Annotated in this window: 17 protein-coding genes; 13 read left to right on the top strand and 4 right to left on the bottom strand. The window is 66.3% G+C overall.

The annotated features are described in order from the left end of the window. The first annotated feature begins 298 nt into the window (after nucleotides 1-298). Complete coding sequence (gene cls / locus ASG62_RS16990) at nucleotides 299-1,732, top strand: cardiolipin synthase (protein ID WP_056693598.1); 1,434 nt, start codon at nucleotides 299-301, stop codon at nucleotides 1,730-1,732. Nucleotides 1,733-1,778: 46 nt separating this feature from the next. Next, nucleotides 1,779-2,342, top strand: coding sequence for an RBBP9/YdeN family alpha/beta hydrolase (locus tag ASG62_RS16985; protein WP_056694029.1), 564 nt, complete (start codon nucleotides 1,779-1,781; stop codon nucleotides 2,340-2,342). 10 nt (nucleotides 2,343-2,352) lie between these two features. Here ASG62_RS16985 and ASG62_RS16980 read toward each other — a convergent pair whose 3' ends face one another. Both ASG62_RS16980 and ASG62_RS16975 read right to left on the bottom strand, forming a co-directional pair. Then, entirely contained in the window at nucleotides 2,353-3,123 is a 771-nt protein-coding gene (locus ASG62_RS16980) for an HpcH/HpaI aldolase family protein (RefSeq protein ID WP_056693596.1), read from the bottom strand. Nucleotides 3,124-3,160: 37 nt separating this feature from the next. Then, nucleotides 3,161-3,478, bottom strand: coding sequence for a DUF1476 domain-containing protein (locus tag ASG62_RS16975; RefSeq protein ID WP_056693593.1), 318 nt, complete (start codon nucleotides 3,476-3,478; stop codon nucleotides 3,161-3,163). Between the two features lie 287 nt (nucleotides 3,479-3,765). Here ASG62_RS16975 and purC point away from each other — a divergent pair, with 287 nt between their 5' ends. The 11 genes from purC to ASG62_RS16920 all read left to right on the top strand — a co-directional run bounded on the left by purC (nucleotide 3,766) and on the right by ASG62_RS16920 (nucleotide 11,549). Beyond that, nucleotides 3,766-4,530 (top strand): phosphoribosylaminoimidazolesuccinocarboxamide synthase, encoded by a 765-nt coding sequence (gene purC, locus ASG62_RS16970; protein WP_056693589.1) that lies wholly within the window; start codon nucleotides 3,766-3,768, stop codon nucleotides 4,528-4,530. Between the two features lie 73 nt (nucleotides 4,531-4,603). Beyond that, complete coding sequence (gene purS / locus ASG62_RS16965) at nucleotides 4,604-4,846, top strand: phosphoribosylformylglycinamidine synthase subunit PurS (RefSeq protein ID WP_056693584.1); 243 nt, start codon at nucleotides 4,604-4,606, stop codon at nucleotides 4,844-4,846. A gap of 18 nt (nucleotides 4,847-4,864) precedes the next feature. Then, nucleotides 4,865-5,131: a hypothetical protein gene (locus tag ASG62_RS16960; protein ID WP_056693581.1), complete on the top strand. Its 267-nt coding sequence runs from the start codon at nucleotides 4,865-4,867 to the stop codon at nucleotides 5,129-5,131. Nucleotides 5,132-5,167: 36 nt separating this feature from the next. Further along, nucleotides 5,168-5,848, top strand: coding sequence for a phosphoribosylformylglycinamidine synthase subunit PurQ (purQ, locus tag ASG62_RS16955; protein ID WP_056693579.1), 681 nt, complete (start codon nucleotides 5,168-5,170; stop codon nucleotides 5,846-5,848). Next, complete coding sequence (locus ASG62_RS26635) at nucleotides 5,845-6,267, top strand: hypothetical protein (protein WP_162246011.1); 423 nt, start codon at nucleotides 5,845-5,847, stop codon at nucleotides 6,265-6,267. Before purQ ends, ASG62_RS26635 begins: the two co-directional genes overlap by 4 nt. Further along, complete coding sequence (locus tag ASG62_RS16945; RefSeq protein WP_056693577.1) at nucleotides 6,260-6,709, top strand: hypothetical protein; 450 nt, start codon at nucleotides 6,260-6,262, stop codon at nucleotides 6,707-6,709. Before ASG62_RS26635 ends, ASG62_RS16945 begins: the two co-directional genes overlap by 8 nt. A 76-nt stretch (nucleotides 6,710-6,785) precedes the next feature. Continuing rightward, nucleotides 6,786-8,999, top strand: a complete 2,214-nt coding sequence (gene purL / locus ASG62_RS16940) for a phosphoribosylformylglycinamidine synthase subunit PurL (RefSeq protein ID WP_056693574.1) — start codon at nucleotides 6,786-6,788, stop codon at nucleotides 8,997-8,999. Nucleotides 9,000-9,131: 132 nt separating this feature from the next. After that, complete coding sequence (locus ASG62_RS16935; RefSeq protein ID WP_056501737.1) at nucleotides 9,132-9,365, top strand: BolA/IbaG family iron-sulfur metabolism protein; 234 nt, start codon at nucleotides 9,132-9,134, stop codon at nucleotides 9,363-9,365. Between the two features lie 91 nt (nucleotides 9,366-9,456). Beyond that, nucleotides 9,457-9,684, top strand: a complete 228-nt coding sequence (locus tag ASG62_RS16930; RefSeq protein ID WP_056693570.1) for a hypothetical protein — start codon at nucleotides 9,457-9,459, stop codon at nucleotides 9,682-9,684. Nucleotides 9,685-9,728: 44 nt separating this feature from the next. Beyond that, nucleotides 9,729-10,076 carry a Grx4 family monothiol glutaredoxin gene (gene grxD, locus ASG62_RS16925; RefSeq protein WP_056694022.1) on the top strand — a complete coding sequence of 116 codons (348 nt, stop codon included), beginning with the start codon at nucleotides 9,729-9,731 and terminating at the stop codon, nucleotides 10,074-10,076. Between the two features lie 192 nt (nucleotides 10,077-10,268). Continuing rightward, nucleotides 10,269-11,549: a multidrug effflux MFS transporter gene (locus tag ASG62_RS16920; protein WP_056693567.1), complete on the top strand. Its 1,281-nt coding sequence runs from the start codon at nucleotides 10,269-10,271 to the stop codon at nucleotides 11,547-11,549. 15 nt (nucleotides 11,550-11,564) lie between these two features. Here ASG62_RS16920 and ASG62_RS16915 read toward each other — a convergent pair whose 3' ends face one another. After that, on the bottom strand, nucleotides 11,565-12,392 hold the full coding sequence (locus tag ASG62_RS16915; protein ID WP_056693564.1) for an inositol monophosphatase family protein: 828 nt from the start codon (nucleotides 12,390-12,392) through the stop codon (nucleotides 11,565-11,567). Next, nucleotides 12,389-13,267, bottom strand: a complete 879-nt coding sequence (gene ttcA / locus ASG62_RS16910; RefSeq protein WP_056693562.1) for a tRNA 2-thiocytidine(32) synthetase TtcA — start codon at nucleotides 13,265-13,267, stop codon at nucleotides 12,389-12,391. Before ttcA ends, ASG62_RS16915 begins: the two co-directional genes overlap by 4 nt. Between the last annotated feature and the right edge of the window lie 49 nt (nucleotides 13,268-13,316).

Raw genomic sequence — 13,316 nt, 5'->3', positions numbered from 1 at the left:
CCGAGCGAGCCATATCGGCCCTCTGGCCCCGCTCGGCAAGGTCCATCCCCCGCCGGCGTCGCGCCACGGGGGCATGGTCAACCGCTGCACGGCATGCTTCTAAGAGGCTATCTGAGAAGTCCCCGGCGGAGGACCGTCGAGGGCTTTTTCGGCGCTCACGAGGCGCCGAACGCAGTCGATGCCGGGGGCATCGGCGAGGATCGGCAACGAAGTGAGGCCGGAAAAGCACCGCCGGGCCGACCCGAGGGACTTTTCAGACAGCCTCTAAGCATCCGGGACGAGAGACAGACGGCGCGGTATGAATTTCGACGTCAACTACGTGTCCATCGCGCTCGGCGCGATGAACTGGACGATCATCGTCGGCGCCCTCGTGGTGATCCCCTTCCGCCGCTCGCCGGAAGCCGCCCAGGGCTGGCTGCTGCTCTTCTTCTTCCAGCCGCTGGTCGCGCTCCTTCTCTATCTCGTCATCGGCAATGCGCGGCATCCCAAATGGCGGCGCGAGCGGATCAAGGACGTGCCGTCCGTCGTCCTGAAGGCCGTGGCGGACATTCCGGCAAAGGCCAAGCACTCCCAGGACGAGCTTCAGCCGGCAACGCGCATCGCCGCGCGCCTCGTCCAGTCGATCGGCCAGCTGCCCGCGCTGGCCGGCAACACGATCGACCTCGACCACGACTACGACCGCGTGGTCGACCGCATCGCGGCCGATATCGACGCGGCGACCGACCATGCCCATGCGATGTTCTACATCCTCCAGGACGACGAGGCCGGCAACAAGCTGCTCTCGGCGCTCGAACGGGCCGCCAAGCGCGGCGTGAAATGCCGCCTCCTCATCGACGCCGTCGGCTCCTCCTATCGCCGCAACGCGATCGTGCGGCGCCTCGACGGAAGCGGCGTGGAGATCCGGCTGATCCTGCCGCTGCGCTTCTGGAACCGCGCGACGCGGGCGGACCTGCGCAACCACCGCAAGATCGTGGTCGTGGACGGGCGGATCGGCTGGGTCGGCTCGCAGAACATGCACCAGAAGGAATACGAGCCGAACACGTTCTATCGCGAGGTCATGGCCCGCGTCGTCGGCCCGGTCGTCCTCGAACTCCAGGCGATCTTCATCGGCGACTGGTATCTGGAGACCGACGAGGACATTTCCGGCCCCGCCGTCATGCCGATGCCCGACAAGTTGGAGGGCGGCGCGGTCGCGCAGGTCCTGCCGAGCGGGCCGGACCATCCGGCCGCCCGCGTCGACACGCTCTTCACCGATCTCATCCACGGCGCACGCGACCGCGTGGTGCTGACGACGCCCTACTTCATCCCGAACGAGCCGCTCTCACTGGCGCTGCGAACCGCCGTGCAGAAGGGCGTGCACGTCACGCTCTTCGTGACGGAGACGACGAACAGCGTCCTCATCGACCACGCCCAGCGGTCCTATTACGACGAGCTTCTGAATTCCGGCGTCGAGGTCATGCTCTATGGCGAGCTCTTCCTCCACGCCAAACATCTCTCGATCGACGACGACATCGCGGTCGTCGGCTCCGCCAACATGGACCGCCGCTCCTTCGAGCTGAACTCGGAGGTGACGCTCGTCGTCTACGACGCGGACACGGTGCGCCAGTTGCGGGCGATCGAGAGGGACTACCGCGCCAAGAGCCGGCGCCTCACCGCCGAGGAATGGGAGAAGCGCGGCTTCTTCACCCAGCTCTTCGAAAACGCCATGCGCCTGATCAGCCCGCTTCTCTGATTGCGGAGCGCTTGACATGACGATGCGTCCTTCGCATCTGCGAGGCATGCGCATTTCAGAAGCCGATATCCTCATCGTCCCCGGCTATCGGGGCTCCCAGCACGACCATTGGCAGACCCGGTGGGAAAACCGGCTCTCCACGGCCCGCCGCGTCCACCAGCGCGAATGGACCAAGCCCGTGCGCGAGGACTGGGTGCAGTCCGTCGCCGAGGCGGTCAACGAGGCGACGAAACCGGTCGTGCTCGTCGCCCATTCGCTCGGCGTCGCGACGGCCATCCAGGCGATCCCGCTCTTCACGCATCGGGTGGCCGGCGCCTTCTTCGTCTCGCCGCCGGATGTCGCGAACCCCGCTCTGCGCCCGAAGCATCTTCAGACCTTCGGCCCCTATCCGCGCGATCCGCTGCCCTTCCCCTCGGTCGTCGTCGCCAGCCGCAACGACCCGTTCTCGACCTTCGAAGTCGCCGAGGACATCGCGGCAGCCTGGGGCTCGCTCTTCGTCGATGCCGGCGAATCCGGCCATCTCAACGCGGAGAGCGGCCACGGCCCCTGGCCTGAGGGGCTTCTGACCTTCGGCAAGTTCATGGCGAATCTGCCGCTCGAAGCCGGCTGAGCGCGACGCCTCAGGCGCGAACGGCAGCGACCAGCGACGCGGCGGCCGTCTTGAGAAAACCGATGTCGGACGCTACGCAGACGAGCCGGTAGCCGAGCGCACGGTAGCGCCGGGCGTCCTCGGCCGTGATCGCGTAGATCGCGGCGAGCTTCCCCGCCTTTCGGGCGGCGTCGGCGATACGGGTGATCGCGCGCTCTCCGGCCTCGCCGCGCGGATCGAGCGTGCCGTCCGCCGACAGCGCGATGGAAAGATCGGAGGGTCCGACGAAGACGCCGTCGATCGCCTCCACATCGAGGATCGCCTCGACCGCCTCCAGCGCGGAGCCGGTCTCGATCATCGCGAGCGCAAGCGTCTCGCGATTGGCGACGCGCATGTAGTCGGCGCCGCCGGAGAAGCCGTGCAGCTCCGCGGCCCGCGTCGGCCCGTAGGACCGCGCTCCGAGAGGCGCATATTTCACGGCTTCGGCGAAGGCCCGCGCCTCGTCGGCCGAACCGATCATCGGCATGACGACGGCGGAGGCGCCGAGGTCGAGGCAGCGCGCGGCATGGGCGCGGTCTTCCAGCGCCAGTCGAACGATGGCGGGCTTGCCGAGCAGCGCGGCGCGGCCGATGCCGGCCTCCAGGCTCGCCAGATCGTGCAGCCCGTGCTGCACGTCGAAGGTGATCGCATCGAACGGGGAGCGGATCAGCGCCTCGTGCACGATCGGATCGCGCAGCGCCGACCATGCGGAGAGGACGAAGCCGTCCTCCGCCAACAGGTCTCGAAGGCTCGAAAGCGCCATGCCGTTCCCTCCCCGTGGATCGTCCCGATCGATGGCCTCAGTCGGCCATGACCTGGCGCTCGGCCTCGATCATCAGCTCGGCCATGGTGCGGCGGATCTGGTGGTCGGACTTCTCGACGCCGGCCGCATCGAAATCGGTACGGATCTTGGCGAAGACGTCTTCCTCGCCCGCCGTGATGAAGTCGGCCTTCACGACCTCCTGCGCATAGGCGGTCGCATCCTCGCCGGCCTTGCCGAGTTCGCCGGCGGCCCAGAGGCCGAGAAGCTTGTTGCGGCGAGCCTCGACCCGGAAGCGCAGAGCCTCGTCATGAGCGAAGCGCGACTCGAAATCGTTCTCGCGGTCCTGCATGGTCATGGGCTTGAACCCTTTCTCATCTGTCGGTCCGGCCTCGCGCCGAACCCTTCCGCGTTGGAATAAGCGCTTCGCGAGGCATTTTGAAGGGCAAAGGCTCCGCGTCCCCGCTTGCACCGCGCCCGGCAATGACCAACTGTCCGGGGAGAAGGTGGCCTTGACAGGGGCCAGCATTGGCAAAACCGGCCGTTTGGTCTATGGGACGGGCACGAACCGACCACCTTCGCGCATCGGCCCTCCTCAGCGCGTCGATGAGAGCGCGTTCCCTCTTTCACGATCGAGTACCGTATATGACACGTCGTCGCCGGATCTACGAAGGCAAGGGAAAGATCCTCTACGAGGGTCCCGAGCCCGGCACCCTGGTGCAATTCTTCAAGGACGACGCCACCGCCTTCAACAAGAAGAAGCACGAGGTCGTCGACGGCAAGGGCGTCCTCAACAACCGGATCTCCGAGTACCTCTTCTCCCATCTGAACAAGATGGGCATCCCGACTCACTTCATCCGCCGGCTCAACATGCGCGAGCAGCTGATCAAGGAAGTCGAGATCATCCCGCTCGAGATCGTGGTGCGCAACATCGCGGCCGGCTCGCTGGCCAAGCGCCTCGGCATCGAGGAAGGCACCGTGCTGCCCCGCTCGATCATCGAGTTCTACTACAAGGCCGACGCGCTGGACGACCCGATGGTCTCCGAAGAGCACATCACGGCCTTCGGCTGGGCGAGCCCGCAGGAGATCGACGACATCATGGCGCTCGCCATCCGTGTCAACGACTTCCTCTCCGGCCTCTTCCTCGGCGTCGGCATTCAGCTCGTGGACTTCAAGATCGAGACGGGCCGCCTCTACGAAGGCGACATGATGCGCATCATCGTCGCCGACGAGATCTCGCCGGATAGCTGCCGTCTCTGGGACGTCCAGACCCAGGAGAAGATGGACAAGGACCGCTTCCGCCGCGACATGGGCGGCCTCGTCGAGGCCTATCAGGAGGTCGCCCGCCGTCTCGGGATCATGAATGAAAACGAGCCGCCCCGCCCCACGGGGCCGGTGCTGGTCAAGTAAGACGGCGGCGCGGAAACGCGCCGCAACCGGCATCGGGTATCAAACTCGTCTATAGCAGAGACAGGCAGGTTCAGTGATCAAGGCGCGCATTCTCGTAACGCTGAAGAACGGCGTCCTCGACCCCCAGGGCAAGGCCATCGAAGGCGCTCTCGGAAGCCTCGGCTTCGAGGGCGTCGGCTCCGTCCGCCAGGGCAAGGTCTTCGACGTTGAGATCGATGCGGCCGACTCCGCCGCCGCCAAGGCGACGCTGGAGGACATGTGCGCCAAGCTCCTGGCGAATACGGTCATCGAGAACTACAAGGTGGAGATCGGCTGAGCAATCTGGGAGGCGACGATGGCTGCAGAGGCATCGAGCGAACTGCTGGTGGAATTGATGAGGCGGATGCACGAGCGCTTCGATAAGATCGACAGCGCCCTCTCCGAGGTCAGGTCCGAGATGAATGCCATGCGGGGTCACATGGTCGCTTCCCAGTCGGACATCCATAACATTTACGGCGCCTTCGGCCGGATCGACCATCGCCTCGACCGTATCGAGCGACGACTGGAGTTGCGGGAACTGGCCGAACCGCATCGACCCTACGATTCCGGCACTTCAGCTTAAGAACAGCGGCTCGAACCGCAACGGAACAATGCGTTTATGAAAACCGCCGTCGTCCTTCTCCCCGGCCTCAACCGCGACCGGGACATGATCGCCGCTCTGACGACGATTTCCGGCACCGCGCCGGTGACGGTCTGGCAGACCGACACCGAGATCCCGGACGTCGATCTCATCGTCGTTCCCGGCGGCTTCTCCTTCGGCGACTATCTACGCTGCGGCGCCATCGCGGCGCGTTCGCCTGTCATGCGCGCGGTTGCGGAAAAGGCGGCGAAGGGCGTGTCCGTGCTCGGCGTCTGCAACGGGTTCCAGATCCTCTGCGAGGCCGGGCTCCTGCCGGGCGCGCTGATGATGAACACCGGGCTGAAGTTCGTCTGCCGCGAGGTGAAGCTCGAAGTCGTCAACGCGACGACGAAGTTCACCACCGCCTACAGGCAGGGCCAGGTCATCCGCTGCCCCGTCGCCCATCACGAGGGCAACTACTTCGCCGACGAGGCGGTGCTGGATCGGCTGCACGGCGAGGGCCAGGTCGTGTTCCGCTATGCCGAGGGCACCAACCCCAACGGCGCCGTGCGCGACATCGCCGGGATCGTGAACGAGGCGGGCAACGTGCTCGGCCTCATGCCCCATCCCGAAAACCTGATCGAGCCCGAACATGGCGGCACGGACGGTCGCGGCATCTTCGAGAGCGTGCTCGGCCTCTCCGCGAAGCTCGCGGCATGATGCGCGCCGCGCGTCTCGCGACGGTGCTGGTTCTTGCCGGCGCCTTCGGCCTCGCAGCCTGCTCGAACACGGCCAAGGGCCCGCGCATGACGCAGCCCCCGGCCCCGGCCAAGGCCGCCTCGGCGCTCGGCCGGATGGAGAAGCTGACGCTGGCGGCGAACCGCTGCTGGTTCAAGTCGGGCGATCCGGCCTTCCGCGCCTATAGTCTGGCGCCCGAGCTTTCTTCCTTTTCCGGCAAGCCGCGCTTCCTTCTGGTGCCGCGAGGGCGCCCGGAAGCCAAGCCCCTTCTAGTCGTCGAAGGCCGGGACGGATCGCGGGAGGTCGCGACCTACGGCCCGGTGATGAACACCGGCCTTGCCGGGCGCGTCAGCAGCGACATCGCCCGCTGGAGCGCGGGAAGCGCTGGCTGCGATGCCTGACCATCGGTCCAGCGCGCGGACGCTGGCCCTCGGCGGCGCGCTCCTCTCGCTCGCAAGCCTGTCCGGCTGCCTCTATGCGACCGGCGGCATCCGGACCTTCGACATGCGCGTGGAGCCCGTGCCCGCAGCCTATGAGGCGCCCGCGCCCCTGCTCGCGCTGAACGCCCTGTCGCCGAGCGCCGTCGAGATCGCCTATGCCCGCGACACCGGCCGCGTCGTCTTCAGACGCCGCGACGTGGAGCGCACGCGCGCCTTCGTCTCGGCGGACCCGTCCGACGGCTATGCGCTGTGCCTGAGATCGGGCAAGGCCTATGCGCTTCTCGTCTTCCAGCGCCGCGTCTTCGAGCCCGGCATCAGCCAGGTCGCAGACGACGCGGCAATTCTGCGCCGGGACGCCGACACCGCCATCTGCCGCAGCCGCACCGATTGGACCGCGGCCTGATTTCGATACGATGCCCCGACGAGCTGACTCTCGATCAGCGCGTCCGGGAACCGACAAGACGCTTGGAGAGCCAGAGATGACCGACGTCGCGATCACGCCCGACCTCGTCGCCGCCCATGGGCTGAAGCCCGACGAGTACCAGCGCTTTCTCGACCTGATCGGGCGCGAGCCGACGATCACCGAACTTGGCATCGTCTCCGCCATGTGGAACGAGCACTGCTCCTACAAGTCCTCCAAGAAATGGCTGAAGACGCTGCCGACCACCGGCGTTCGCGTCCTCCAGGGCCCCGGCGAGAATGCCGGCGTGGTCGATATCGGCGACGGCGACTGTGTGGTCTTCAAGATGGAGAGCCACAACCATCCCTCCTTCATCGAGCCCTACCAGGGCGCGGCGACCGGCGTCGGCGGCATCCTGCGCGACGTCTTTACCATGGGCGCCCGCCCGATCGCGGCGATGAACGCGCTGCGCTTCGGCGAACCCGACCACCCGAAGACGCGCCATCTCGTGTCCGGTGTCGTCGCGGGCGTCGGCGGATACGGCAACAGCTTCGGCGTGCCGACCGTCGGCGGCGAGGTCAACTTCCACTCGCGCTACAATGGCAATTGCCTCGTCAACGCCTTCGCCGCCGGACTTGCCAAGAGCGATGCGATCTTCCTCTCGGAGGCCAAGGGCGTCGGCCTGCCCGTCGTCTATCTCGGCGCCAAGACCGGCCGCGACGGCGTCGGCGGCGCGACCATGGCCTCGGCGGAGTTCGACGACACGATCGAGGAAAAGCGTCCGACCGTGCAGGTCGGCGACCCCTTCACCGAGAAGTGCCTGCTCGAAGCCTGCCTCGAACTGATGAAGACCGGCGCCGTCATCGCCATCCAGGACATGGGCGCGGCAGGCCTCACTTGCTCGGCCGTCGAGATGGGCGCCAAGGGCGATCTCGGCATCGAGCTCGACCTCGACAAGGTGCCCGTGCGCGAAGCCGGCATGAGCGCCTACGAGATGATGCTTTCGGAGAGCCAGGAGCGCATGCTCATGGTTCTGGAGCCGTCCCGCCGGGAGGTCGCCGAGGCGATCTTCGTCAAATGGGGCCTCGATTTCGCCGTCGTCGGCAAGACGACGGACGACCTGCGCTTCCGCATCCTGCGCGAGGGCGTAGAGGTCGCGAACCTGCCGATCAAGGAACTCGGCGACGAGGCGCCGGAATACGACCGCCCCTGGATCGAGCCGAAGGTCGGCGCTCCGATCGACGCGGCGACCCTTGCCGAGCCGAAGGACATCGCCGCGACGCTCCTGAAGCTCATGGGTTCGCCCGACATCGCCTCGCGCCGCTGGGTCTTCGAGCAATACGACACGCTGATCCAGGGCAACACGCTCCAGCGCCCCGGCGGCGATGCCGGCGTCGTGCGCGTCGACGGCCATCCGACGAAGGCGCTCGCCTTCACCTCGGACGTGACGCCCCGCTATTGCGAGGCCGATCCCTATCTTGGCGGCGCGCAGGCCGTCGCCGAATGCTGGCGAAACCTCACCGCCGTCGGCGCCGAACCGATCGCCGCGACCGACAATCTCAACTTCGGCAATCCCGAAAAGCCCGAGATCATGGGCCAGCTCGTCCGGGCGATCGGCGGCATCGGCGCGGCCTGCTCCGCCCTCGCCTTCCCGATCGTCTCCGGCAACGTCTCGCTCTACAACGAGACCCACGGGCGCGGCATCCTGCCGACTCCGACCATCGGCGGCGTCGGCCTCATCGACGATCGCACGCGCACGGCGACGATCGGCGGCATGAAGTCCGGCGACGTCCTCCTCCTCGTCGGCCGCGACGGCACGCATCTCGGCGCGACGATCTATCTGCGCGAAGTCGAGGGCCGCGAGGACGGCGCCCCCCCGGCGGTCGATCTCGCAGAGGAAAAGCGCAACGGCGACTTCGTGCGCAGCCTCATCCGCGCCGGCACGGTGAAGGCCTGCCACGACATTTCCGATGGCGGTCTTGCCGTGACGCTCGCCGAAATGTGCATGGCCTCCGGTCTCGGCGCGACGATCGAGGCCGGCGACGGTCCGAGCCATGCCGTCCTCTTCGGCGAGGATCAGGCCCGCTACGTCGTCTCGCTTCCGGCCGGAGAAGCCGACAGGGTCGAGGCCGAAGCGAAGGCGGCCGGCGTCCCCCTTCGTCGCCTAGGCACCGCCGGCGGCGACCGTCTCTCGCTCGGCGGCGCTTCGCTTGCCGTTTCGGATCTGACGGTCGCGCACGAAAGCTGGTTCCCGAACTACATGTCCGGCGTGCTCGCCGAAGCGGCGGAATAGAACCGTTCGTACCCGCCGCTCGATTGATCGGCGGCGGGGAAGCGCCTATCTTCGGAGGCAATGGACCGTTCCGCCTTCCTACCCGAAGGCGACGAATGGTTTGCACAACGACATTCGAGGAGACGACGCGGGATGGCGATGAACGCCCATGACATCGAAAAGATGATCAAGGACGGCATTCCGGATGCCGAAGTGACGATCCGCGATCTCGCGGGAGACGGCGACCACTACGCCGCCGAGGTCGTCGCCGAAAGCTTCCGCGGCAAGTCCCGCGTGCAGCAGCATCAGATGGTCTATCAGGCGCTCCAGGGCAATATGGGCGGCATTCTCCACGCGCTCGCGCTTCAGACGAGCGCGCCGAAATAGGCGCGAACAGTGATCGCAGGTTTACAAAGGTCGAGTGAGCAGAACAGCCTCTGATACCGAAAGATGAGCTGGGGGTCGGCGAGACAAGGCGATGAAGGATGAGGTCGGCAACATCATTCTGGAACAGCTTCGCCTGATGAGAAGCCAACTTTCCGGGTTTGACGCGAAGCTGTCGAGCTTCGATGCGAAACTGGATGGCCTGGGCGAGCGTCTCAACTCTGTCGAGAACGCCATATCCGGACTTGCCTACATCCTCGCGGAGACGCGCGGAGAACTGATACACCAGCACGAGCGGATCGAGATTTTGGAGAAGGCGTAGAGATCGATGCTCCCGGCATCGAACCGCCCATAAGGATGAATGACATGACCGGCATCAACGACTGGATCGACAACGAGGTGAAGGCGAACGACATCGTCGTCTTCATGAAGGGCACGCCCGGCTTCCCGCAGTGCGGCTTTTCAGGACAGGTCGTGCAGATCCTCGACTATATGGGCGTCGAGTATAAGGGCGTGAACGTCCTGACCTCGGACGAGCTGCGCCAGGGCATCAAGGAATATGGCGGCTGGCCGACCATTCCGCAGATCTACGTGAAGGGCGAGTTCGTCGGCGGCTGCGACATCCTGCGGGAAATGTTCCAGGCGGGCGAGCTGAAGGACTTCTTCGAGGAGAAGGGCATTTCGACCTCCGCCCAGGCCGTCGCCAACGGCTGATCGCCCGAAAGCGAAGCAGAATGACGATATCGAGGGCTCATCCGGCGACGGGTGGGCCCTCGCCTTTTGGCGCAAGCGATCCATCTCTCGCTCGGCAGCCCATCGAACCCAAGTGTTCGATCAAGTTTCTAAGACCGCCTTGCCATTGTCACGCCGGCGGTACATTCCGGGCCGTCTCCGGAAAGGACGAACATGTCGAACGCATCCCGCCCCAGCGCCGCGGCGAGCCTCCCCTATTGGGAACTCGTCGTGATGATCGCATGCTTGATGGCTCTGAACGCCGCCTCCATCGACATCTTCATCCCCTCGCTTCAGGAGATCGGCGCGCAGCTCGGCGTCGCCACCGAGAATCAGCGTCAGCTCGTCATCACCGCCTATGTCGTCGGCTTCGGCGGGGCGCAGATCGTCTACGGCACGCTGTCCGACCATTTCGGGCGCCGGCCCGTGCTCTTCGTCGGCATCGGCATCTACATCGCCGCGTCCTTCGCCGCCATCGTCTCGCCGACCTTCGGCGTGCTCCTCGCCTTGCGCGCGCTCCAGGGGGTAGGTGCCGCCGCGACGCGCGTCATCGCGGTTTCCATCGTGCGCGACTGTTTCGGCGGGCCGCGTATGGCGAGCGTCATGTCGCTGGTCATGATGGTCTTCATGGCCGTGCCGGTCGTCGCGCCCAATGTCGGCCAGATCATCATGAACTTCGGCGACTGGCAGGAGATCTTCCTCGTCATCGGCCTGTTCGGAACGGCGGTTCTGATCTGGGCCTATCTGCGCCTGCCCGAGACGCTGCACGAGGAAGACCGGCGCCCCCTGACGATCCGGCGGACGGCGGAAGCCTTCCGCATCGTCCTGTCGAACCGGCGCGCCTTCGGCTACACGGTCGCGACCGCGCTGATCTTCGGCGTGCTTTTCGGCTTCATCAATCAGGCCGAGCAGATCTACACCGGCATCTACGACCTCGGGCCGACCTTCACCCTCTATTTCTCGGCCGTCGCGATCTTCATGGCCGCGGCCTCCTTCACGAACTCGCGGCTGGTGGAGCGCATCGGCATGCGCCGCCTCTCGCATGGCGCGCTCTGCATTTTCGCGGGCCTCAGCGCCCTGCAGCTCGGCATCTCCACCGCGCTCGGCGGGATCATGCCCTTCCCGCTGTTCCTGGGACTGATGCTTCTGACCTTCTGCATGTTCGGCTTCATCGGCACGAACTTCAACGCCCTGGCGCTCGATCCGCTCGGCCATGTTGCGGGCACGGCGTCGTCGGTTCTCGGCTTCATGCAGACGCTCGGCGGCGGTCTGATGGGAGCCGCCATCGGCTCCTTCTACGACGGCACGCTGCGCCCGCTCTATCTCGGCTTCGTCGTTCTCTCCCTCGCCTCGCTCGGCGCGGTGTTCATCGCCGAGAAGGGCCGCCTCTTCCAGCGGCTGCACGAGCGCCACGACCAGCTTGCCGAGGCGGAGGCTCAGACGCCGGCCGAATAGGCCTGCGGAAAGACCCTACATTCGGCCGGGGAAGAGCGTCGCGTGCAGCGCCTTCCAGCTCTCGGCATCGATCGCGCAGAGAAGTCCCCCTTGCGTGTCCGATGCGCGGTAGGGCGAGCCGTCGAACTTGGCGACATAGCCGCCGGCCTCTTCGAGGATCAGCGCGCCCGCCAGATGATCCCAGGGCATCAGCTTTAGATAGAGGTTGAAGTGCACCTGCCCGGTGCCCGCCAGCCGGTACTCGTGCCCTGCGCAGCGGAAATTGCCGACGATGCGAACGCCGGAAAGATTGCCGAGCAGCGCCCGCCGCTCCGCCGGCTCGAAGGACGAAGTGGACGCAAAGCCGACCATTTCGGAGACCGGCACCGGCAGCGCCACCTCCATCGGCATCTCGATCCCGTCGACCCGGCGCAGCCGGGTGCCCGCGCCGCGCTCCGCGATCAGGAAATCGTCGCCCAGCGGATCGTAGATGATGCCGGCGATCGTCTCGCCCTTGGAAACGACCGCGGCCATGACGGCGAAGAGCGGCGCGCCCGCCGCGAAGTTCGCGGTTCCGTCGATCGGATCGACGACGATCGCGAGATCCGCCGTTCCGACCGCGCCGAGCAGCGCCGGATCGGCGGCCGTGGATTCCTCGCCGATGAAGGCGGCGCCGGGAAAAGCCTGCGCACAGGCGGCCTGGATGCGCCGCTCCGCAGCCTCGTCCGCCTCCGTCACCAGATCCACGGCGGAGGTCTTCTGCCGGATGTCGCCGGAGGCGAGGCGACGGAAACGGGGCATGATATCGGCCAGAGCGGCATCGCGCAGGATGGTGGCGAGGCGGTCGACGTCGAAGGCGGTCACGGGCGTGGTCCGGTCATCATGAGGGAAGCGAAGTCGAAAAGCTTAGGGTCCAGGAGATGGCTCGGGCTGACATGGCCGAGCGCGCGGAAGATCGTCTCCTTACGGCCGGGAAAGCGGCCTTCCATCTCGGAGAGCATGGCCTTCGTCGCATTGCGCTGAAGCCCGTCCTGGCTGCCGCAGAGATCGCAGGGAATGATGGGAAAGCCGAGCGCCGCGGTGAACTTGGCGATGTCGTCCTCGGCGGAGGAGATGAGAGGGCGCAGCACCATCACGTCGCCCTCGTCGTTCAGGAACTTCGCCGGCATGGCGGAGAGGCGGCCGCCATGGAAGAGGTTCATGAAGAACGTTTCCAGGCAGTCCTCGCGGTGGTGCCCGAGCACCAGCGCCTCGCAGCCCTCCTCCCGCGCGATGCGGTAGAGATGCCCGCGCCGCAACCGCGAGCAGAGCGCGCAGTAGGTGGAGCCGGCCGGCACCTTCTCCGTCACCACCGAATAGGTGTCGCGATATTCGATCCGGTGCGGAACGGCGTGGCTGGCAAGGAACTCGGGCAGGACGTGCTTGGGAAAACCCGGCTGGCCCTGGTCGAGATTGCAGGCCAGAAGATCGACCGGCAGGAGCCCCCGCCATTTCAGGTCGTGAAGCAGCGCCAGAAGCGCGTAGGAATCCTTGCCGCCGGAGATGCCGACGAGCCATCGCGCGCCCGGTCTCGCCATGGCATGCACCGAGATCGTCTCGCGGACCTGACGCAGCAGGCGCTTGCGAAGCTTGCGGAAAGAGACCGAGTCGGGCGCCGAGCCGAGCAGCGGGTGCGCGCCGCCTGTCTCGCTCTCGCCATCGATTCCGTCCGGCATCTCGGGGCTGATCTCGTCGAGCATGGCGCGAACTCCAGGCGGTCGCGATCCGACTACAGGAAACGCTCCGCGA

This window comes from Aureimonas sp. Leaf427 (assembly GCF_001425485.1).
Classification (GTDB): Bacteria; Pseudomonadota; Alphaproteobacteria; order Rhizobiales; family Rhizobiaceae; genus Plantimonas.
The sequence above is the reverse complement of the archived record's forward strand: the minus strand, read 5'-3'. Positions and strand labels throughout refer to the sequence as shown.

Excerpts from the sequence above, each read along its gene's own strand:
- ASG62_RS16985 (WP_056694029.1), top strand. The coding sequence starts at position 1,779 with ATGCGCATTTCAGAAGCCGATATCCTCATCGTCCCCGGCTATCGGGGC.
- purQ (WP_056693579.1), top strand. The coding sequence starts at position 5,168 with ATGAAAACCGCCGTCGTCCTTCTCCCCGGCCTCAACCGCGACCGGGAC.
- ASG62_RS16930 (WP_056693570.1), top strand. The coding sequence starts at position 9,457 with ATGAAGGATGAGGTCGGCAACATCATTCTGGAACAGCTTCGCCTGATG.
- ASG62_RS16920 (WP_056693567.1), top strand. The coding sequence starts at position 10,269 with ATGTCGAACGCATCCCGCCCCAGCGCCGCGGCGAGCCTCCCCTATTGG.
- grxD (WP_056694022.1), top strand. The coding sequence starts at position 9,729 with ATGACCGGCATCAACGACTGGATCGACAACGAGGTGAAGGCGAACGAC.
- ASG62_RS16980 (WP_056693596.1), bottom strand. The coding sequence starts at position 3,123 with ATGGCGCTTTCGAGCCTTCGAGACCTGTTGGCGGAGGACGGCTTCGTC.
- purC (WP_056693589.1), top strand. The coding sequence starts at position 3,766 with ATGACACGTCGTCGCCGGATCTACGAAGGCAAGGGAAAGATCCTCTAC.
- cls (WP_056693598.1), top strand. The coding sequence starts at position 299 with ATGAATTTCGACGTCAACTACGTGTCCATCGCGCTCGGCGCGATGAAC.
- ASG62_RS16935 (WP_056501737.1), top strand. The coding sequence starts at position 9,132 with ATGGCGATGAACGCCCATGACATCGAAAAGATGATCAAGGACGGCATT.
- ASG62_RS16960 (WP_056693581.1), top strand. The coding sequence starts at position 4,865 with ATGGCTGCAGAGGCATCGAGCGAACTGCTGGTGGAATTGATGAGGCGG.
- purL (WP_056693574.1), top strand. The coding sequence starts at position 6,786 with ATGACCGACGTCGCGATCACGCCCGACCTCGTCGCCGCCCATGGGCTG.
- ASG62_RS16945 (WP_056693577.1), top strand. The coding sequence starts at position 6,260 with ATGCCTGACCATCGGTCCAGCGCGCGGACGCTGGCCCTCGGCGGCGCG.
- ASG62_RS16975 (WP_056693593.1), bottom strand. The coding sequence starts at position 3,478 with ATGACCATGCAGGACCGCGAGAACGATTTCGAGTCGCGCTTCGCTCAT.
- ASG62_RS26635 (WP_162246011.1), top strand. The coding sequence starts at position 5,845 with ATGATGCGCGCCGCGCGTCTCGCGACGGTGCTGGTTCTTGCCGGCGCC.
- ttcA (WP_056693562.1), bottom strand. The coding sequence starts at position 13,267 with ATGCTCGACGAGATCAGCCCCGAGATGCCGGACGGAATCGATGGCGAG.